The organism is Variovorax sp. Sphag1AA, assembly GCF_014192575.1.
Taxonomy (GTDB): Bacteria; Pseudomonadota; Gammaproteobacteria; order Burkholderiales; family Burkholderiaceae_C; genus Variovorax.
On the sequence record NZ_JACHYC010000003.1, the window covers coordinates 577,624 to 597,538 of the forward strand.

The following is a 19,915-nucleotide window of genomic DNA, read 5'->3' on the forward strand; positions in this document are numbered from 1 at the left end:
CTTGTGGAGATTTCACGATGACCCGTGTCTTCAACTTCAGCGCCGGCCCTGCCACGCTGCCCGAATCGGTGTTGCGGCAGGCCGCCGCCGAGATGCTCGACTGGCGCGGCAGCGGCATGTCGGTGATGGAGATGAGCCATCGGGGCAAGGAATTCATCTCGATCCACGCCGAAGCCGAGCGCCGTCTGCGCGCGCTGCTCGGGGTGCCGAAGAACTACAAGGTGCTCTTCCTGCAGGGCGGCGCGATCGCAGAGAACGCGATCGTGCCCATGAACATGCTGCGCGGCCGCGAGAGCGCCGACTACATCGACACCGGCGAGTGGTCGAAGAAGTCCATCAAGGAAACGAAGAAGTACTGCAAGGTCAACGTGGCCGCCAGCAGCGAGAAGGACGGCTACACGCGCGTGCCGAAGCAGGAGACGTGGAAGCTCGACCCCAAGGCCGCCTACGTGCACATCTGCTCGAACGAAACCATCGGTGGCGTCGAATATCACTGGACGCCCGACACCGGCGACGTGCCGCTGGTGGCCGACATGTCGAGCAACTTCATGTCCAAGCCGGTCGATGTGAGCCGCTACGGGCTCATCTACGGCGGCGCGCAGAAGAACATCGGACCGGCGGGCGTGACGGTGGTGATCGTGCGCGACGACCTCATCGGGCAAGCACTGCCGATCACGCCTTCGGCCTTCGACTACAAGATCCAGGCCGACAACGATTCGATGTTCAACACCCCGCCCACCTACGCGATCTACATCGCGGGGCTGGTGTTCGAATGGATCGAGCAGCAAGGCGGCCTCACGGCGATCGAAGCGAACAACCGGCGCAAGGCCGCGGTGCTTTACGACTATCTGGAAACCACCTCGTTCTTCTACAACCCGGTCGCGCGCGAAGACCGCTCGCTGATGAACGTGCCCTTCAAGTTGCGCAACGACTCGCTCGACGATGCTTTCCTCAAAGGCGCGGATGCGCGCGGCATGCTGCAGCTCAAGGGCCATCGCTCGGTCGGCGGCATGCGCGCGTCGATCTACAACGCGATGCCCATCGAAGGCGTGCAGGCGCTGGTGGCCTACATGAAGGAGTTCGAGGCGAGCCATGGCTGAGCGCCTCAAGATCCTGGTGCTCAACCAGATCTCCTCCAAGGGGCTGGACCGCCTGCCGGCCGAACACTACGTCACCAGCACCGACGTTGCCCTGCCCGACGCAGTGCTGGTGCGCTCGGCGGACATGCACAAGATGGAGATTCCCTCCAGCGTGCGCGCCATCGCCCGTGCGGGTGCCGGCACCAACAACATCCCGGTCGAGGCGATGAGTGCGCGCGGCGTTCCGGTCTTCAACGCGCCGGGCGCAAACGCGAATGCGGTCAAGGAACTGGTGATCGCCGGCATGCTGATGGCCGCGCGCCAGCTCTCGGGTGCGCTGCGCTTCGTCGACGAGCTCGACACCGGCCGCGGCGATCTCGATAAGACCGTAGAAAGCGGCAAGAGCGCCTTCGCCGGCTTCGAGCTCGCGGGCCAGACGCTCGGCGTGGTCGGGCTCGGCAAGGTCGGCTGCCTCGTGGCCGATGCCGCGATCAAGCTCGGCATGAACGTGCTCGGCTACGACCCGGAGATCACCGTCGATGCGGCATGGAGCCTGCCCTCGCAGGTGAAGAAGGCCGGCAGCGTGACCGAGGTGCTGCGCAGCGCGCATTTCGTGACGCTGCACGTGCCGCTGATGCAGGCCACGCGCAACCTCGTCAACGTCGACAACATCGGGATGATGCGCGCCGGCACCGTGCTGCTGAACTTCTCGCGCGATGGCGTGGTGGACAACCCTGCCGTGCTTGCTTCCCTCTCGGCGGGGTACCTCGGGCACTATGTGTGCGACTTTCCGAGTGCGCTGCTGCATCGGCACCCGCGCGTGATCTGCCTGCCGCATCTCGGCGCATGCACCCGTGAGGCCGAGGAGAACTGTGCCGTGATGGTGGCCGACCAGCTCAGCGACTTCCTCGAGAACGGCAACATCGCGAACGCGGTGAACTTCCCCGGCGTGACGATGGCGCGCGAGTCGGCCTACCGCGTTGCGATCGCGAATGCCAACGTCCCGAACATGCTGGGGCAGATCTCCACCGCGATGGCGCAGGCGGGGCTCAACATCCACAACATGGTCAACAAGTCGCGCGGGGACATGGCCTACACGCTGGTCGATGTCGACAGCGCGGTGAGCGGCGCGGTGCTCGATGACATCGGCGCGATCGAGGGCGTGCTGTCGGTGCGCTACCTGCCGCACACGAGCGTCTGACCCTACGTCGGAACGTACTGCGAGTGCAGTGCAGGCTGGTGCGGATTGAGCATCGCGTGCAGAGCGTAGGCGGCGCCTCCGACAGCGGTCGCAAGGTCGGAATAGCGCGCGGTCTTCACCACGGGCGCCGTCAGTCCGGCCCTTTCCGCATAGCGTGAAAGCACCTCCGTCGCCGCATCAAGAAGCGTGTCTCCGCCGAGAGTCACCGTCTCGCCGCCCAGCACGATCACCTGTGGATTGAAGGTGGTCCACGCGTTCTGCAGCAGCACGCCAAGATACGTCCCCGCCTTGGCGAATGCGGCACGGGTCGCGGGATCGCGGCTGCTCATGCGCGCACGTAACGCGCGCCGGTCGATCACATCGTCCTGAAAGCAGCCTGCAGCGGCTGCGATGGCCTTGAGGCCGATGTACGCCTCTGCGCAACCGAGGCGACCGCACGAGCAGGGCTGCCCTTCGATCACGAGCGTCGTATGTCCGATTTCGCCTGCCGAGCCACTGGCGCCGGTGAACAACGCGTGGTTGAGGATGATCCCCGAGCCGACCCCAACGCCGCAGCTCACGTAGACGAGGGGATCGTCGACCGGCCTTTCGCAGAACTCGGTCTCGCCAACTGCGGCCAGATCGGCTTCGTTGTGATAGTAGACAGGCACATCTGCAAGGCCCGCCTGTGCGAGTTCCGCGCCGAGCCGGCGACCGATCTCGACATGGCGCCAGCCGATGTTCGGCGCGAATTCGAGCATGCCCGAACGCTTGTCCACCGGGCCATGCAGACCGACGCCAATGCCCAGCAAACGCAGTCCGCCGTGCGCCATCTTTGAAGAGAGTGCGGTGGACATCTCGACGAGTTGATGGCACGCCTCGTCCGGGTCCTTCGACCGAAGCGCGGCCTGGCTCGCCTCGATGATCTCGCCATGGATCGAAGTCGCGACGACCTGCACTGAATCCGGGCTGAGATCGACGCCGAGCAGGACCATGTCCTTGCCCGCGAGCTTCAATGGCGTCGGCCGACGTCCGACCGTGCCGGTGACGAACGCATCCGACTCGACCAGCCAGCCTTCATCGATGAGCTCCTTGATGAGCAGGCTCACGGTCGATCGCGTCAAGCCGCTGCGTTCGGACAGCCCCGCGCGCGAGATGCCGGCGTGCTCGCGAAGCAGCCGCAGCAGCGCGATGCGATTGATGCTCTTGACGAGCGCCTGATCCCCCTTCACCGGTGCTGACGCAGGAGAAGGAACCTCTTCCTTCGGCGTGCTCTTGCGCCTTATGACTGGTGGTCGAATCAATGCTCTTTCGTTTCGATTTTTCACATGAGACATGGCGTTCCTTGGCCTTCATCGGCTCGACGGACACAGGCGCAAGCGTAGCGCCAAAGGGGGAATCTAGCACCCTCAGCGTATTCCCTAGTGACCTCGCCATTGCCCGATGGCACATTTGTTCGTCCATCAAACAAATAGGAGACACAATGAGAAGCATCAAGCTGGTTACTTCGGCATTGCTCGCCGCTGGGATGTCGCTTTCCTCGGTCGGTGTCCTGGCCGCCGACACGACGGTTCGTCTGATGCACGTGGATCAGAACCCCGACACCGGCGCCTTCTACAACGACGTCGCGCGCCGCTTCGAAGCGTCGCACCCCGGCGTGAAGGTCGAGATCCAGTACCTCGAAAACGAGTCGTACAAGAAGAAGCTGACCACCCTCCTCCAGTCGCCCGACAAGCCCAACATCCTGTACAGCTGGGGTGGCGGAACGATGCGCGACCAGATCAAGGCCGGCGTCGTCGAAGACCTTTCGGCGCCCATGGACGCGAAGTGGCGCGAGAGCTTCATGCCGGCTGCGCTGCAAGCCTTTACCGTCAACGGCAAGGTGTACGGCGTGCCGTTGCAACTGGGCCAGGTCGGGTTCTTCTACAACAAGGAGCTCTTCGCGAAGGCCGGTGTCGATGCAGCGTCGATCAAGACCTGGGATGACCTGCTCGGCGCAGTGAAGAAGATCAAGGACTCCGGAACCACGCCGATCATCGTCGGCGGCGGCGACAAGTGGCCGCTGCACTTCTACTGGTCGCATCTGGCCCTGCGCATCGGCGGCAAGGCCGCGTTCGATTCGGCCATGCAAGGCGAAGGCAAGGGCTTTGCGAGCGACACCTTCGTGCAGGCAGGCACCTTGTTCCAGCAACTCACCGACCTGAAGCCGTTCCAGCCGGGTTACCTGGGCGCGACCTTCCCTCAATCGTCCGGCCAATTCGGAGACGGCAAGGGCGCGATGGTCCTGCAGCTGAATTCGATGCTCGGCTCGATGAAGGCGAACTCCGCGAACAAGCTCGGCATCCCCGAGGACAAGCTGGGATGGTTCCCCTTCCCGGCCGTGGCGGGCGGCAAGGGTGACCCGACCGACACCTTGGGCGGCATGAACGGCTGGCTGGTCACCAAGGGCTCGCCGAAGGAGGCCGCCGAGTTCCTGCGCTTCTTCTCGGAAGCCAGCAACCAGCGCATTCCAGCTCAAAAGGGCTCCTACATCCCCGTCGTCAATGGGACGCAGGATGCCATCGCGAACCCGATCCTTCGCCAGTTGGCGGAGAACGTCTCGAAGTCGCACTACCACCAGATCTACTACGACCAGATGCTTGGCCCATCGGTCGGTGCGGTCGTCAATGACATCTCGGTCGATCTCGCCACCGGAAAGATGAAGCCGGCGGATGCAGCAGCCGCAGTGCAAGCAGCCTGGCAGCGCGCCAACAGCACCAACTGAGCGATATCGCGCGACGACTCTGGCGCAGGGAGTAATCCAACGTGACGACGATCGATCACAGCGCCGGCGCCATGCCCGCCGCCCCGACGGGCTGGGCACGGGCCTGGCGCCGCAAGCCATCCAAGCGGGTTGGCGGCACGACGACAGTGGTGCTGTTCTTCCTGCCGCCGGCAATCCTGCTGTTCACCTTGTTCGTTGCCTTTCCGATGGGGGCAGCTGGCTGGTACAGCTTCTTCAACTGGAACGGCTATGGCGTGCCGACGAATTTCATCGGCTTGCGGAACTTCGTTGACCTCTTCCGCAACCCGGCATTCCACACCGCACTCGGCAACAACCTGCTGATCATCATCGGGTCGCTGGCGGTGCAGTTGCCACTGGCCCTGGCAATGGCGGTGCTGCTTGCCGACAAGGTGATCGGCACGACAACATTCAGGCTGATCTTCTTCCTGCCGTACATCCTCGCGGAGATCGCGGCTGGCCTGATCTGGCGCTTTGTCTACGACGGCGACTACGGCCTGCTGGCCAAGATCTGGGAAGCATTCGGAGCAAGCGCACCCTACGTGCTGTCCGAGCCCGACCTCGCCATGTACGCCATCCTGGTGGTGGTGATCTGGAAGTACTTCGGCTTCCACATGATCCTGTACATCGCCGGCTTGCAGCAGATCGACCGAAGCCTGTACGAGGCGGCCCGAATCGACGGCGCATCGCGCTGGCAGATCTTCACGCGCATCACGGTGCCGCTGCTGGGTTCGACGATCAGGCTGTCGGTGTTCTTCGCCATCCTGGGTTCGATCCAGCTCTTCGATCTCATCATGCCGCTCACCAAGGGCGGGCCGTCCGACAGCACGCAGACCATGGTGACCTTCCTCTACAGCTACGGCGTCACACGCATGGAGATCGGATTCGGCAGCGCCGTCGGCGTCGTCCTGTTCCTGATCTGCGTGGTCTTCGCCTTTGGCTACAAGCGGATCCTGATGCGCAATGACTAACCACGATTCATCCGCGCCGAAGTCCGCGTCCATGTCGCCGGTCGTTCGCTATGCGGCGCTGTTCATCGTCGCCGGCCTTGTGCTGATCCCGCTGGTCGCCACGGTCCTCGGCGGATTCAAGACGCTCGGCGACCTGCGCACCAATCCCTTCGGCTTTCCGGCGCAATGGGAATGGCGCAACTACTGGGACATCCTGGGCGGGAGTCGCTACTGGCAACTGATGGGCAATTCCGCCGTGATCGCGGTGCTGACGGTCATCCTGACAGTGATGGTCTCGGCGATGGCGGCCTTCGTGTTCGTGCACATCAAGTTCTTCGGCTCGACCTTCCTCATCAACTATCTGCTCCTCGGATTGATGTTCCCGGCGGCGACTGCGATCCTGCCGCTGTTCATCCAGATCCGTGACCTGGGCCTGCTCGACAACTACTGGGGCGTCGTCCTGCCGCAGGTGGCCTTCGGCCTTGCATCGAGCATCCTGCTGTTCCGCAACTACTTCAAGCAGCTGCCGTCGGAATTGTTCGAGGCAGCGTTGATCGACGGCTGCGGCTACTTCCGGTTCTTCTGGCACATCGTGCTGCCGCTGTCGCGCCCCATCCTCGCGACCGTGGCGGTGATCGTCTTCGTGCACAGCTGGAACTCCTACCTGCTTCCGCTGGTGGTCTTCAACCGCGAGACGCTCTACACCTGGCCGCTCGGGATCATGGCCTACCAGGGCGAGTTCTCGACCGACTGGAACCTGGTGCTGGCATTCATCACGCTCACGATCCTTCCGGCCGTGATCATGTTCTTTGCCGCCCAGAAGCACATCGTCGCCGGCCTGACCTCCGGCTCTGTCAAAGGCTGATATGAAACCCACCCCCAGCCTCGGCTGTGCCGGTTTCATGCGATGCGGGATCGAAAACTGACAAGGATCAATCAATGTCTTCGGTGAGTATCAGAAAGGTCCAGAAGGACTATGGGGCGGTGTCCGTCATTCGCGGCGTCGATGTAGAGATCGACGATGGCGAATTCGTGATCCTCGTCGGTCCCTCCGGCTGCGGCAAGTCGACGCTGCTGCGGATGATCGCGGGCCTCGAGGACATCTCGGGCGGCGAGATCCGCATCGGCGAGCGCGTGGTCAATGACCTCGAACCGAAAGCGCGCGACATCGCGATGGTGTTCCAGAGCTATGCGCTCTATCCGCACATGACGGTCGAGCAGAACATGGCCTTCTCGCTCAAGATGAGTGGCGCGAAGAAGAGCGAGATCGATCCGAAGGTCGCGCGCGCAGCGAAGATCCTCAGCCTCGAACCGCTGCTCGGCCGCCTTCCGAAGGAACTCTCGGGCGGCCAGCGACAGCGTGTCGCGATGGGCCGCGCAATCGTCCGCGACCCGAAGGTCTTCCTCTTCGACGAGCCGCTGTCCAACCTTGACGCCAAGTTGCGCGTGCAGATGCGCACCGAGATCAAGGCACTGCACCAGCGCCTCGGAACCACCATCGTCTACGTGACCCACGACCAGGTCGAGGCCATGACGATGGCCGACAAGATCGTGGTGCTGCACGACGGCGTGGTCGAGCAGGTCGGGGCCCCGCTCGATCTTTACGACCGTCCGGCGAACCTGTTCGTCGCCGGCTTCATCGGCAGCCCCGCGATGAACCTCATCAAGGGCAAGGTCGAGCGCGAAGGCTTCGTGGTCGATGGGTCGGGCCTCACCCTGCCCTTCTCGAACGCACCGACGGCCACACCGGGACTGCCGGCCGTCTATGGCATCCGCCCCGAGCACTTCATGCTCGACGACGCAGGTTTCCCGATCACGGTGGAAGTGGTCGAGCCGACCGGCTCCGAGACGCAGGTCATGGCGCAGATCGGTGGACAGCCGATCACCGCGGTCTTCCGCGAGCGCATCACCGCCGGACCCGGCGAAACCATCCGCATTGCCGCACAGCGCGAACACGCGCATCTGTTCGACGCGGCGACCGAGCAACGAATCAACTGATCAACAGGAGCAGGACAAATGGATTTTTTGAGTGTGAAGGGCAACCAGATCGTCGATGCGAAAGGCAAGAACGTGCGCCTGCGGGGCACGTGCGTCGGCGGCTGGATGAACATGGAAGACTTCATCAACGGGTTCTCCGGCGCGGAGCACACGCTGCGGTACGAGATGGCTGAAGTCCTCGGTAAGTCGAAGGCCGAGTTCTTCTTCGAGCGGTTCCACGATCACTTCTTCAACGAAGCCGATATCGAATACATCAAGAGCCTCGGTTCGACGGTGATCAGGCTCCCGCTGAACTACCGGCATTTCGAAGACGACAGCAAGCCCTTCGTCTACAAGGAAGCCGGCTTCCAGCGGCTGACGCAGGTGCTCAAGTGGTGCGAGAAGCATGGCATCTACGCGATCCTCGACCTGCATGCCGTGCAGGGTTGGCAGAACGTGCATTGGCATTCGGACAACGCCAACCGGCACAGCCTGTTCTGGAACCACTCGCACTATCAGGACCGCTTCATTGCGCTGTGGAAGGAGATCGCCACGCGCTACAAGGGCGAAGCCGTCGTCGCGGGCTTCAACCTGATGAACGAGCCGTGCGTGAACAACCAGTTCGGCGATCTGCCCTGGAACATCCACAAGAACTATCGTCCGGACTGGGATCTGATGAACGCCCTCTATCGGCGAGCCGTTGCCGCAGTGAGGGAGATCGATTCGAAGCACATCGTCTTTCTCGAAGGTGATCGCTATTCCTACCTCTTCGCTGGCCTGGAAGCGCCGTTCGCAGACAACCTCGTCTACAGCAGCCACAACTACACCATTGCGGGCTTCGGCCCCGGCCAGTACCCCGGGACGATCGATGCAGGTCAACCCCGAAGCGATGGACCCGAGCACTGGGACCTCGCACGACAAGAGCTCGAGTTCACCAACCACGAAGGCACCGCTTTCACGAAGAAGCACAACGTCCCGCTCTGGGTCGGCGAGTTCGGCTCGGTCTACAACGGCGGACTGGAAGCAGTGCCCGATCGGCTCCGCGCGATGGACGACCAGATCGGCATCTTCGAGCGTCACGGCGCGCACTGGACCACCTGGACCTACAAGGATGTCGGCGTGATGGGCCTGGTGACCCTCGATCCTGAATCGGAATACCGGCAGCGCGTCGGCGACTTCATTCGCAAGAAGGAACTTCTGGGCGCCGACGACTGGATGGTGTGGATGCCCCCGACATCGGTCAAGCAGGAAACCGGCGAGCTGGCGCAGCAGATCTACGACGTCATCGGCGACGACGAGATCACCCAGGTCTACAACCGCAAGTGCTTCAGCTCGGCAGTGCTCTGCTTCTACACGAGCGCGCTGATGCAGCAGACCTACGCGCGGCTGTTCAAGGACCTCTCCGAAACGCAGATCGATCGGGTGCTCTCCTCGTTCTCGCTGAAGCAGTGCAAGGTGAACAACGAGCTCGCCGGCATCGTGAAGAAGTATTCCGCGTAAGGGATCGCCGCATGGACAAGGTTGGTATCGGCTTCATCGGCTGCGGAAACATCAGCGAGGCCTACTTGAAGGCCGCGGCGAAGTTTCCGATCCTCGATATCCGGGGCCTCGCCGACATGAAGCCTGAAGCGGCGCAAGCGCGTGCCTCGCAGTTCGGGCTCAAGGCAGTCTCGGTCGATGCGCTTCTGCGCGACCCTGCGATCGAGATCATCGTGAATCTCACGATTCCGGCGGCGCATGTCGAGGTCGGCCTCATGGCGATTGCCGCCGGAAAGCATGTCCATTCCGAGAAGCCACTGGGCCTCACGACAGCGCATGCGCGAAAGCTGCTCGAAGCCGCCGACAGGCGCGGCCTTCGCGTCGGCTGTGCGCCTGACACCTTCCTGGGTGGAGCGCATCAGACGTGCCGCAAGCTCGTGGACGAAGGCGCCATCGGCAAGCCCGTGGCCGGCACGGCCACTTTCATGTGCCCCGGCCATGAGCGTTGGCACCCGAATCCGGCCTTCTACTACGCCGCGGGTGGCGGTCCGATGCTCGACATGGGGCCGTACTACATCACGGCGTTGGTCAACCTCATCGGGCCTGTCGCGCGTGTTTCCGGCTCGACCTCGCGAGTGCGCAGCGAGCGCGTCATCACCAGCGAGCCGCTCAAGGGCACGAAGATCAACGTCGAAGTGGCCACCCATGTCGCCGGCACGATGGAGTTCGCATCGGGTGCCATCGTGTCGATTGCCACGAGCTTCGACGTGCCCAAGCACCGGCATGTGCCGATCGAGCTCTACGGCACCGAGGCCAGCATGATCGTGCCCGATCCGAACTACTTCGGCGGCACCATCCAGCTCGCCCAGGCCGGGCAGGAGTGGACCGACCATCCCATCGGACACGCCTACGGCGACGGCAACTACCGAAGCATCGGCGTGGCCGACATGGCGCATGCGATTCGCGCCGATCGTCCCCATCGTGCATCCGGCGAACTGGCGCTGCATGTGCTCGAAGTGATGGAAGCGTTCGAGACCTCGTCGCGGCTCGGCCGCCACGTGAGCATCGAGACCCGACCCGAGCGGCCGCAGATATTGCCGACCGCGTTTTCCGCAGTCGGGCTCGGCTGATCCACCTCAGTGAACTGAACAAGGCAACTCAAATGCGCGAAGCCATGATCGTGTGGGGCGGATGGATGGGGCACGAGCCCGACCAGGCCGCGAAGATCGTCTCGGACCTGCTGACGAAGCGCGGCTTCAAGGTCCGTGTCGAAACCTCGACGAAGGCGTTCGCCGATCCGGCCATTGCGCATCTGAGCCTGATCGTTCCGATCATCACGATGTCCAAGATCGAGAAGGACGAACTCACCAATCTGACCGCTGCAGTGCGCGAGGGCGTCGGCCTCGCGGGCTTTCATGGCGGGATGTGCGATGCGTTTCGCGATGCCGTCGACTACCAGTTCATGACCGGGGGCCAGTGGGTCGCCCACCCCGGGAACGTCATCGACTTCCGAGTGAACATCGCGAAGCCGGACGATCCCGTGATGGAGGGCATCGGCGACTTCGACTACCGCTCGGAGCAGTACTACATGCACGTCGACCCCTCGAACGAGGTGCTGGCGACGACGACATTCACCGGCGAACACGCGCCGTGGATCGATGGCGTGGTGATGCCGGTGGCTTGGAAGCGCCGGCACGGCAAAGGCCGCGTGTTCTACAGCGCGCTCGGCCATGTCGCCAGCGAATTCGAGGTGCCGCAGATGCGCACGCTGCTCGAACGCGGAATGCTCTGGGCGGCACGATGACTTCCTCCACACCCCTCTACAAGGACCCCGCGCAGCCGTTGGCAGCGCGTGTGAGCGACCTGCTCGGGCGCATGACGCTCGAGGAAAAGATCGCCCAGATGCATGCCTTCTGGCTGATCCTGTCCGAGACCGGTGAACACCGGGTGCGTCCCGGCGAGGCCTTCGTCGCTGCCAGCGATGCCGATTCGGTGCTGCGGCGCCTTGCCAACGGCATTGGGCAGATCACGCGGCCACTGGGCACGCGCAGTGTCGAGGCAGGCAGCGGATTGCGCGCTCTCAACAAACTGCAGCGCTATCTGAAGAACGAGACACGCCTGGGCATTCCCGCGATTTCGCATGAAGAGTGCCTCGCAGGGTTGATGACACGCGACGGCACGCTGTTCCCGTCTCCACTGGCCCTCGGTTCGACCTGGAATCCGGCTCTCGTCGAACAGGTGGCGGAGAAGATCGGCTTCGAATGCCGTGAACTGGGATGCCAGCAAGGACTGGCGCCCGTCCTCGATGTGTCGCGCGATGTTCGGTGGGGACGCACGGAAGAGACCTTCGGCGAGGACCCGTATCTCGTCGGCGTCATGGCGACGCGCTATGCCCGTGGCGTGCAGGGGCCCCGGCGCGACGTGCTCGCGACGCTGAAGCACTACGTCGGCCATTCGTTCAGCGAGGGCGCACGCAACCACGCCCCGGTGCATGTCGGCTGGCGCGAGCTGAACGATGTGTTCCTGCTTCCATTCGAGATGGCCGTGAAGCAGGCCAACGCAGGCTCGGTGATGCCGGCCTATCACGACATCGACGGCGAGCCGGCCCACAGCTCTCGCCATTTGCTGACCGAAGTGCTGCGCGAGCAATGGGGCTTCGACGGGCTCGTGGTGGCCGACTACGTGGGGGTGAGCTTGCTCTACCAGCATCACGCGGTGGCGGCGGATGCGACCGAAGCTGCGGCCCTGGCGTTCAATGCCGGGCTGGATGTCGAACTGCCAGCGGACGATTGCGCTCAGCACCTCGCAGAGGCGATCGAGCGCGGCCTGATCTCGATGGCGACCGTCGATCGCATCGTCTCTCGCGTTCTGACGGAGAAGTTCCGACTGGGACTGTTCGAGAAGACCTTCGAGGACCCCGCGGCGCCGCCCGCGCTGCGTACGCCAGAGGTCGTCGCAACGGCTCTGGAAGCAGCGCGCCAGGCGATCGTGGTGCTGGAGAACCGGAGCGGTGTGCTGCCCCTCAGTCCTTCCGGCGCTCCCCGCATCGCTGTCATCGGCCCGACGGCGGACGACCCACTGGCCATGCTCAGCGGCTACAGCTACCCCGCGCACGTCGTCCTGCACAACCAGGTCGAAGACACGCGGCACATCGTGACGCCGCTGCAGGGCTTTCAAGCGATCTATGGCACAGATCGCGTGAGCCATGCCAAGGGCTGTTCGATCATCGAAGTCCGCCAGAAGGGAACGCCGGTGTTCCCTGGCGATGTACGCGCAGGGACAGTCAAGCCCACATCGCCCGTTTCGCTTCGCACCGACCAGATTCCCGAGGCTGTCGACGCCGCCCGCAATGCGGATGTCGCCTTCGTTTTCGTCGGTGACCTCGCGGGCCTTTTCCAGACGGGCACGATCGGCGAAGGCTCCGATGCCGATTTGCTCGATCTGCCCGGTGTGCAGCAGCAGTTGCTGCAGGCCGTGGTCGATACGGGCACACCGACCGTGGTCGTGCTGACCAGCGGGCGCCCCTACAACCTCGGCGGACTGGAAGATCGAATCGCCGCCTTCGTGATGGCGTTCTCCGGCGGCCAGCAAGGCGGCACGGCCATCGCCGAAGTGCTTTCCGGCCGCGCCGAGGCCACGGGCCGGCTGACCGTCTCTGTGCCGGACAACGTCGGCGCGATGCCGTACTACTACAACCACAAGTTCAAGAGCGGGGGAACGCCGATTGCGCTGCACTTCGGCAGCCGCTATCCCTTCGGCCATGGGCTGAGTTACACCCGCTTCGAGTACCGCAATCTTGCAGTTGCCCGCTCTCCCATTTCCATCGAGGACGGCGAGATCGTGCTCAGTTTCGAAGTCGCCAACACGGGGCTACGAAAGGGTGTGGAGATTCCACAGCTTTACGTGCGCGACCGGCTGGCCAGTGTCGTGCGCCCCGTGCGCGAATTGAAGGCCTTCGGTCGAGTGGAACTGAACCCCGGCGAGATCGCCCGCGTGACCTTCCGCGTGCCGGTGGACATGCTGGCATTCACCGGCATGGCCGGTGCGCGAATCGTCGAGCCGGGCCAGTTCGAGCTGGGAATCGGCGCGTCGAGCGCCGACATCCGGCTGCGCGCGGAAGTCGAAGTGGTCGGCAGCGCGCGCGCGCTCGAAAAGAAGTGGCGCATGGAAAGCAGCTTCGAGATTCACCCTTCGCCGGAACCCCTCCAGTAGATCCTCCAATGCAATCGAACCTTCATTCATCGTTTCTCCCCACCGACGTTTCCACCGCATTGCTTGTTGGCCGCGTCTGGCGTGCCGGCCCGGTCAACGGACCTTGCGTTGTGTTGGTGCGCGGCGGGCAGGTGATCGACATCACCGCCTCGGCCCCCACCGTTTCCGACCTTCTCGATCGGCAAGACCTCCTGGAATTCGTGCGCAACTGCAAGGGCGAATCGCTCGGTGATGTCGCCGGGTGGCTCGACAAATCCATGGCAGCCCCGGCAGAAGCCGGCGCCGAGAAGCTCCTGGCGCCGTGCGACCTGCAGGCCATCAAGGCATGCGGCGTCACCTTCGCCGTGAGCCTGCTGGAGCGCGTCATCGAGGAACAGGCCGGCGGTGACGCCACCAAGGCCGAACAGATCCGCATCGACCTTCAGCGCACGATCGGTTCGGACCTGTCGGCCATCCGGCCCGGCTCGCCGGAAGCGGAAACGCTCAAGCGCGAACTGATCCGCCAGGGCACGTGGTCGCAGTACATGGAGGTCGGCATCGGCCCCGATGCCGAGGTGTTCTCGAAATCCCAACCCATGTCGGCGGTCGGATTGGGCGCCGACGTCGGCCTGCACCCCACCTCATCGTGGAACAACCCCGAGCCCGAGATCGTGCTCGCCGTCAACAGCCGCGCAGAGATCGTCGGCGCCACGTTGGGCAACGATGTCAATCTGCGCGACATCGAAGGCCGCAGCGCCCTCCTCCTGGGCAAGGCCAAGGACAACAACGGCTCCTGCGCGATCGGGCCATTCGTGCGCCTGTTCGATGACGGCTTCACGCTGGACACCATCCGCACATGCACCGTGAACCTCACCATCGAAGGGCAGGACGACGGCTTCACGCTGGAAGGCTCCAGCCGCATGGCCGAGATCAGCCGCGACCCCGCCGATCTGGTGCGGCAGACCTGCGGCGCACACCACCAATATCCGGACGGCTTCTTCCTGTTCCTCGGCACGATGTTCTCGCCCATCAAGGACCGGGGTGCCGAAGGCAAAGGCTTCACGCACCGCCTGGGTGACCGCGTGACGATCTCGACGCCGTCGCTGGGCACGCTGGTCAATCAGGTGCAGCGCTCCGATGCGATCGCGCCCTGGACCTTCGGCGTCAGGGCCCTCTACCGCAATCTGTCCTCCCGCGGCGTTGCCGTTTCCTGAGGCACAAACCCACCAACAAGAAAAGGACCATCCATGTCAGCCATCTATCCGAGCCTTTCCGGCAAGCGCGTCGTCATCACGGGCGGGGGCTCCGGCATCGGCGCGGCCATGGTCGAAGCCTTCGCCCGGCAAGGGGCCAAGGTGTTCTTCCTGGACATTGCGGACGAGGACGGCCGGGCGCTTCAATCGAAGCTGCGCGACACCGCGCACCCTCCCGTCTTCCATCGCTGCGACCTGACCGACATCCAGGCTGTGCAGGCGACCTTCGACGCGATCCAGGCATCGGGGGGCGCCATCAACGTCCTCGTCAACAACGCCGCCAATGACGATCGACACGAAGTCGGCGCCGTCACGCCGGACTACTGGGACCAACGCATCGCCGTCAACCTGCGGCACCAGTTCTTCTGCGCACAAGCTGTCTCGGGCGGCATGCGCGAAGCTGGCGGCGGCGTGATCCTGAACCTCGGCTCCATCTCCTGGCACCTCGCGCTGGCCAGCCTGTCGATCTACATGACGGCCAAAGCGGGCATCGAGGGGCTGACCAAGGGACTGGCTCGTGACCTCGGCAGGTACAACATCCGCGTCAATTGCATCGTCCCGGGTGCGGTGCGCACGCCGCGCCAGATGAAGCTGTGGCAAACCCCCGAAAGCGAAGCGCAGGTTGTCGCAGCCCAGTGCCTGCACCAGCGCATCGATCCGGCGCATGTCGCATCGATGGCGCTCTTTCTGGCGTCGGACGACGCGGCCCGGTGCTCTGGGCGCGAGTACTTCGTGGACGCAGGCTGGTACGGCGCATGACCGAAGCTGCCCGCACCACCCGGCGGTTCCGATCGCAGGACTGGTTCGCCAACCCCGACCACATCGACATGACAGCGCTCTATCTGGAGCGCTTCATGAACTACGGCATCACGCCGGCGGAACTGCGCTCCGGCAAGCCCATCATCGGGATCGCGCAGTCGGGCAGCGACCTGAATCCCTGCAACCGCGTCCATCTCGAACTGGCAAAGCGCGTGCGCGATGGCATCCGCGATGCCGGGGGCATTCCGATGGAGTTCCCCGTGCATCCGACCTTCGAGAACTGCAGGCGGCCCACCGCGGCGATCGACCGCAACCTGGCCTACATGGCGCTGGTCGAGATCCTGCACGGGTACCCGATCGATGCGGTCGTGCTGACGACGGGCTGCGACAAGTCGACGCCCTCGCAAGTCATGGCCGCGGCGACCGTGGACATTCCCACGATCGTGCTGTCTGGCGGCCCGATGCTGGACGGCTGGTTCGAAGGCGAACTCGTGGGCTCCGGGGCGGCGATCTGGAAGAGCCGAAAGCTGCTGGCGGCCGGCAAGATCGACGAAGCGAAGTTCATGGACATCGCCACCGCATCGGCGCCTTCGGTCGGCCACTGCAACACCATGGGAACGGCCTCGACCATGAATGCGCTTGCTGAAGCGCTGGGCCTGTCGTTGACCGGTTGCGCCGCGATTCCCGCGCCCTATCGGGAGCGCGGGCAAATCGCCTACGAGACCGGCCGCCGCATCGTCGAGCTGGCCTTCGAGGATCGGCGCCCGTCGTCGATCCTCACGCGGGACGCATTCCTCGATGCGATCGTCGTCAACGCCGCGATTGGTGGTTCCACCAACGCCCAGCCGCATCTGATGGCCATGGCGCGTCATGCGGGCGTGGATCTGCGTCCGAGCGACTGGACTGAATTCGGCTTCGACGTGCCGCTGCTGCTGAACATGCAGCCGGCGGGCAAGTACCTGGGCGAAGCGTTTCATCGCGCGGGCGGCGTTCCGGCCATCATGTGGGAACTGCAGCAGGCCGGGTTGCTGCGCAGCGCGCGGCCGACGGTCACCGGCAAGACGATGGAACAGAACATCCAGGATCGACAAAGCGCGAACCGCGAAGTGATCCGCGAGTTCGCTCATCCCCTCAAGGACCGCGCCGGCTTCCTCGTTCTCAGCGGCAATCTCTTCGACTTCGCGATCCTGAAGACGAGCGTGATCTCCGCGGAGTTTCGCGAGCGCTACCTGAGCCGTCCGGGCGCGGAAGGCCAGTTCGAGTGCCGCGCGATCGTCTTCGAAGATTCGGATGACTATCACGCGCGCATCAACGACCCGGCGCTCGCCATCGACGAGAACTGCATCCTCGTGATACGAGGCGCGGGGCCCGTCGGCTGGCCCGGTTCCGCGGAAGTGGTGAACATGCAGCCGCCGGATGCGCTGCTCAAACGCGGGATCACCAGTCTTCCCACGCTGGGAGACGGTCGGCAGTCGGGGACCTCGGACAGCCCGTCGATCCTCAACGCCTCGCCCGAGAGCGCCATCGGCGGTGGCCTGGCCTGGCTGCGCACGGGCGATGTCATCCGCATCGACGTGAATACCGGGCAATGCAACATGCTGGTGTCCGACGAGGAGATCGCGCGCCGCAAGAGCGAAGGTGTACCGCCGATCCGGCCGAGCCAGACGCCGTGGCAGGAGGTCTATCGCTCGACTGTCGGCCAACTCGAGTCAGGCGCTTGCATGGAACTTGCGATCAAGTACCGCGGTGTGGCGGGCGATCAACCTCGTCACAATCATTGATGTGACCAGCCTCGCGCCCGACGACCTCGCACTCATCGACACCTGCTCGCAGGCCTCGCTCGAACTCCTCGAGCGCAACCTCACGCCGCACGGCATCCTGGCCGCGAGCCGCACCGAGGCAGCCGTCGCGCGCCGCTACACGCGCATCTTCGGGCGCGATGCGGCGATCTGCGTGATGGCAATGTGCGGCAGCGGCGTGCCGTCGCTCGAGCAAGGCGCGGTCGCGAGCCTCGAAGCGCTCGCCGCGCAGCAGGCGCCCAATGGCCAGGTCCCGAAGTACGTCGACCCGGAAGGCCTTGATGCCGACTTCTGGTACCTCGGCTGCATCGACGCCACCCTGTGGTGGCTGATCGCGGTGGACCATGTGCGACGCGCCGGCAGCGTCGATTCCGCGCACTGGCAGGACGGCGTCGAACGCGCGATCAACTGGCTGCTCGCGCAGGAGCACCAGCACTTCCGCCTGCTGCAGCAGAACGAGGCGAGCGACTGGGCGGACATCATGCCGCGCTCGGGCTACGTGCTCTACACCAATGCGCTCTGGTACGAGGTCAAGCGCCGCTTCGCCCTCGCGCATGCCGAAGAGACGTACTACCACTTCAACCACCTCTTCAACCCCTTCCAGCGCGACCTGCCCGAATACCACCGTGCACGGCTCCTGGGGCACTACGCGCGGCGCGGCCGGCGCGATCCGGGGCTCTACCTCAGCTTCGTCAACCTCTCGGTGGTCGGCGACGAGGGCGACGTGTTCGGCAACCTCCTCGCGATCCAGGGCGGCCTGGCCGACGAGGCGATGTCCCACCGCATCGTGAACACCATCGCGACGGCTCAGGCGGCCGAGCCGTGGCCGGTGCGCGTGGCGCTGCATCCGCTGACCCAGCAGCACCCGCTGTGGCGGCCGTACATGGCGAGGCACCAACAGAACCTGATGCACCAGTACCACAACGGCGGCATCTGGCCTTTCGTGGGCGGCTACTGGGTGCTGGCACTGGCGCAGCTCGGGCTGCGCGAGCGGGCGTGGCAAGCACTCGCCCACCTCGCGCGAGCGAATGCACACGGCGAATGGCGCTTCACCGAATGGTTCCACGGCCGCACGCTGGAGCCCATGGGCATGGCTGGACAGAGCTGGAACGCCGCGACTTTCCTCCTCGCCCACCGCACGCTCGGCGACGCCCGGCGACAGACGCCCGCCTGAGGACGGCGGATCGTCCTACGCGGACTGCCCCACGCCTTTGCTTTGATGGCGCTCAAGATGAGCGCGTTTTCGCAGTCTTCGCAGCAACTGATCCTTCGGCTCCTGCAGGCGCTGGCCTGCTCCCGCATCCACTTCGGATGCAAACGCCTGTCGCCCAAGGTCTGGAAGTACCCCGATCTGTCGTGCGACGAGCTCTGGCTGCGCATGACCCTGTACCAGGAACGGATCGACCAGCTCGCCAATGCGATGAGTACCGAAGAACGCGCCCAGGTCCGGCTGGAGCGAGCGCTGTTCCTGCGCCTCCTCCTCGAAAGCGCCACCGCTCGCCTCCAGTCCTGGAGCGACCAGGACGAGGTGGCCGACATGCCGCCGTCGCATCTCTTCGAGTGGGTGGCGCACGACGACGAGCGGCTGGAACTCTCGCAGCTCGAGGCCGCCATGACGCCCCAGGAAAGCGCCCGCTACGACATCGCGGTCAACGGGCTGCAGTGGCTCGACTGAACGCCGCGTTGCAGGTGCTTACCCTCACCTGCCCCTCTGGGGGCGGTTCGGAAGGGCTCATCAGTTAGACTGCTGGGCTTTTCCAGCTGGCGGTAAGGTGCACAAGTGTCGATGCGCAGGAGTTTGACTGGCTCGGCGCTCATTCGCTTGCTCGATCGACTGGCCGGCCCCGATGTTCGCGAATCCGGCGCATCCACGTCGGATCGGCTGAGCCAATGGTTCAGCTGGACGGACGCCATCTCCCTTTCCGCAGCCCTTGACGGCGTGCCCGTGGCCGGTGCCTCTGGCACATCCAGCGGAAAGAGTGCATCCCGCGCCGAAGAAGGCGAATGCCAACGCGTGCGGGCCGCGCTCACCAAGGCAATCGCCGAAGACAGCACCTTCGCCGCGCCCCAGCAGACCCAAACCGCAGCGGATGACGCCGAGACCGACTTTTCGCCCTACCGCCAGCGCTACCAGGCGCGGCAGCAGGCCATCGAAGCGGGTGTCGGCGCATTGCGCGGCAAGCTGCGGTCGCGGCTTGCGGCCCGCTCGCCCGAGATGGCAAAGCTGGCCGCAGTGGATGTCGTGATGGAACAAGTGTTGGGCACCCGCGAACGCAGCCTTTTGTCTACTGTGCCCAAGGTGCTCGAGAAGCATTTCGGCCGGCTACGCCAGGACGCCGAATCGACCGAAACCGGCGCATGGCTCGACATCTTCCGCCGCGACGCACGCGATGTGCTGCTCGCCGAACTGGATTTTCGATTTCAACCCGTCGAAGGGCTGCTCGATGCCCTTCGCATGAAGTAACC

17 protein-coding genes are annotated in these 19,915 nt (G+C 64.4%); 16 read left to right on the forward strand and 1 reads right to left on the reverse strand.

What is annotated here, in order from left to right:
• Window positions 1–17: 17 nt before the first annotated feature.
• On the forward strand, window positions 18–1,100 hold the full coding sequence (gene serC, locus FHW64_RS14550; RefSeq protein ID WP_184527292.1) for a 3-phosphoserine/phosphohydroxythreonine transaminase: 1,083 nt from the start codon (window positions 18–20) through the stop codon (window positions 1,098–1,100).
• Complete coding sequence (locus FHW64_RS14555; RefSeq protein ID WP_184527294.1) at window positions 1,093–2,280, forward strand: phosphoglycerate dehydrogenase; 1,188 nt, start codon at window positions 1,093–1,095, stop codon at window positions 2,278–2,280. Before serC ends, FHW64_RS14555 begins: the two co-directional genes overlap by 8 nt.
• A 2-nt stretch (window positions 2,281–2,282) precedes the next feature.
• Here the strand turns inward: FHW64_RS14555 and FHW64_RS14560 are convergent, their stop codons facing one another.
• Entirely contained in the window at window positions 2,283–3,563 is a 1,281-nt protein-coding gene (locus FHW64_RS14560; RefSeq protein WP_184527296.1) for an ROK family transcriptional regulator, read from the reverse strand.
• A 179-nt stretch (window positions 3,564–3,742) separates the two neighbouring features.
• Here FHW64_RS14560 and FHW64_RS14565 point away from each other — a divergent pair, with 179 nt between their 5' ends.
• From FHW64_RS14565 to FHW64_RS14630, 14 genes are all read left to right on the forward strand, one after another.
• Window positions 3,743–5,023 carry an ABC transporter substrate-binding protein gene (locus tag FHW64_RS14565; protein ID WP_221210331.1) on the forward strand — a complete coding sequence of 427 codons (1,281 nt, stop codon included), beginning with the start codon at window positions 3,743–3,745 and terminating at the stop codon, window positions 5,021–5,023.
• Window positions 5,024–5,064: 41 nt separating this feature from the next.
• Complete coding sequence (locus tag FHW64_RS14570; protein ID WP_221210332.1) at window positions 5,065–6,012, forward strand: carbohydrate ABC transporter permease; 948 nt, start codon at window positions 5,065–5,067, stop codon at window positions 6,010–6,012.
• 31 nt (window positions 6,013–6,043) lie between these two features.
• Window positions 6,044–6,856, forward strand: a complete 813-nt coding sequence (locus FHW64_RS14575) for a carbohydrate ABC transporter permease (protein WP_221210333.1) — start codon at window positions 6,044–6,046, stop codon at window positions 6,854–6,856.
• Between the two features lie 74 nt (window positions 6,857–6,930).
• The gene (locus tag FHW64_RS14580) at window positions 6,931–7,989 is read left to right on the forward strand and encodes an ABC transporter ATP-binding protein (protein WP_184527300.1); all 1,059 of its coding nucleotides are present in this window, start codon (window positions 6,931–6,933) and stop codon (window positions 7,987–7,989) included.
• Window positions 7,990–8,007: 18 nt separating this feature from the next.
• Complete coding sequence (locus FHW64_RS14585) at window positions 8,008–9,468, forward strand: glycoside hydrolase family 5 protein (RefSeq protein ID WP_184527302.1); 1,461 nt, start codon at window positions 8,008–8,010, stop codon at window positions 9,466–9,468.
• A gap of 11 nt (window positions 9,469–9,479) precedes the next feature.
• Window positions 9,480–10,577: a Gfo/Idh/MocA family protein gene (locus FHW64_RS14590; RefSeq protein ID WP_184527304.1), complete on the forward strand. Its 1,098-nt coding sequence runs from the start codon at window positions 9,480–9,482 to the stop codon at window positions 10,575–10,577.
• 32 nt (window positions 10,578–10,609) lie between these two features.
• Entirely contained in the window at window positions 10,610–11,251 is a 642-nt protein-coding gene (locus tag FHW64_RS14595) for a ThuA domain-containing protein (protein WP_184527306.1), read from the forward strand.
• Window positions 11,248–13,659, forward strand: coding sequence for a beta-glucosidase (locus FHW64_RS14600; protein WP_184527308.1), 2,412 nt, complete (start codon window positions 11,248–11,250; stop codon window positions 13,657–13,659). The genes FHW64_RS14595 and FHW64_RS14600 overlap by 4 nt, the downstream gene beginning before the upstream one ends.
• 8 nt (window positions 13,660–13,667) lie before the next feature.
• Entirely contained in the window at window positions 13,668–14,852 is a 1,185-nt protein-coding gene (locus FHW64_RS14605; protein ID WP_184527310.1) for a fumarylacetoacetate hydrolase family protein, read from the forward strand.
• 33 nt (window positions 14,853–14,885) lie between these two features.
• Complete coding sequence (locus FHW64_RS14610) at window positions 14,886–15,650, forward strand: SDR family NAD(P)-dependent oxidoreductase (RefSeq protein WP_184527312.1); 765 nt, start codon at window positions 14,886–14,888, stop codon at window positions 15,648–15,650.
• Window positions 15,647–17,431 carry an IlvD/Edd family dehydratase gene (locus FHW64_RS14615; RefSeq protein ID WP_184527314.1) on the forward strand — a complete coding sequence of 595 codons (1,785 nt, stop codon included), beginning with the start codon at window positions 15,647–15,649 and terminating at the stop codon, window positions 17,429–17,431. The genes FHW64_RS14610 and FHW64_RS14615 overlap by 4 nt, the downstream gene beginning before the upstream one ends.
• Before the next feature lies 1 nt (window position 17,432).
• Complete coding sequence (locus FHW64_RS14620) at window positions 17,433–18,623, forward strand: amylo-alpha-1,6-glucosidase (protein ID WP_184527316.1); 1,191 nt, start codon at window positions 17,433–17,435, stop codon at window positions 18,621–18,623.
• Between the two features lie 57 nt (window positions 18,624–18,680).
• Window positions 18,681–19,124 carry a hypothetical protein gene (locus FHW64_RS14625; protein WP_184527318.1) on the forward strand — a complete coding sequence of 148 codons (444 nt, stop codon included), beginning with the start codon at window positions 18,681–18,683 and terminating at the stop codon, window positions 19,122–19,124.
• Between the two features lie 111 nt (window positions 19,125–19,235).
• The gene (locus FHW64_RS14630; protein ID WP_184527320.1) at window positions 19,236–19,913 is read left to right on the forward strand and encodes a DUF3348 domain-containing protein; all 678 of its coding nucleotides are present in this window, start codon (window positions 19,236–19,238) and stop codon (window positions 19,911–19,913) included.
• Window positions 19,914–19,915: the final 2 nt, after the last annotated feature.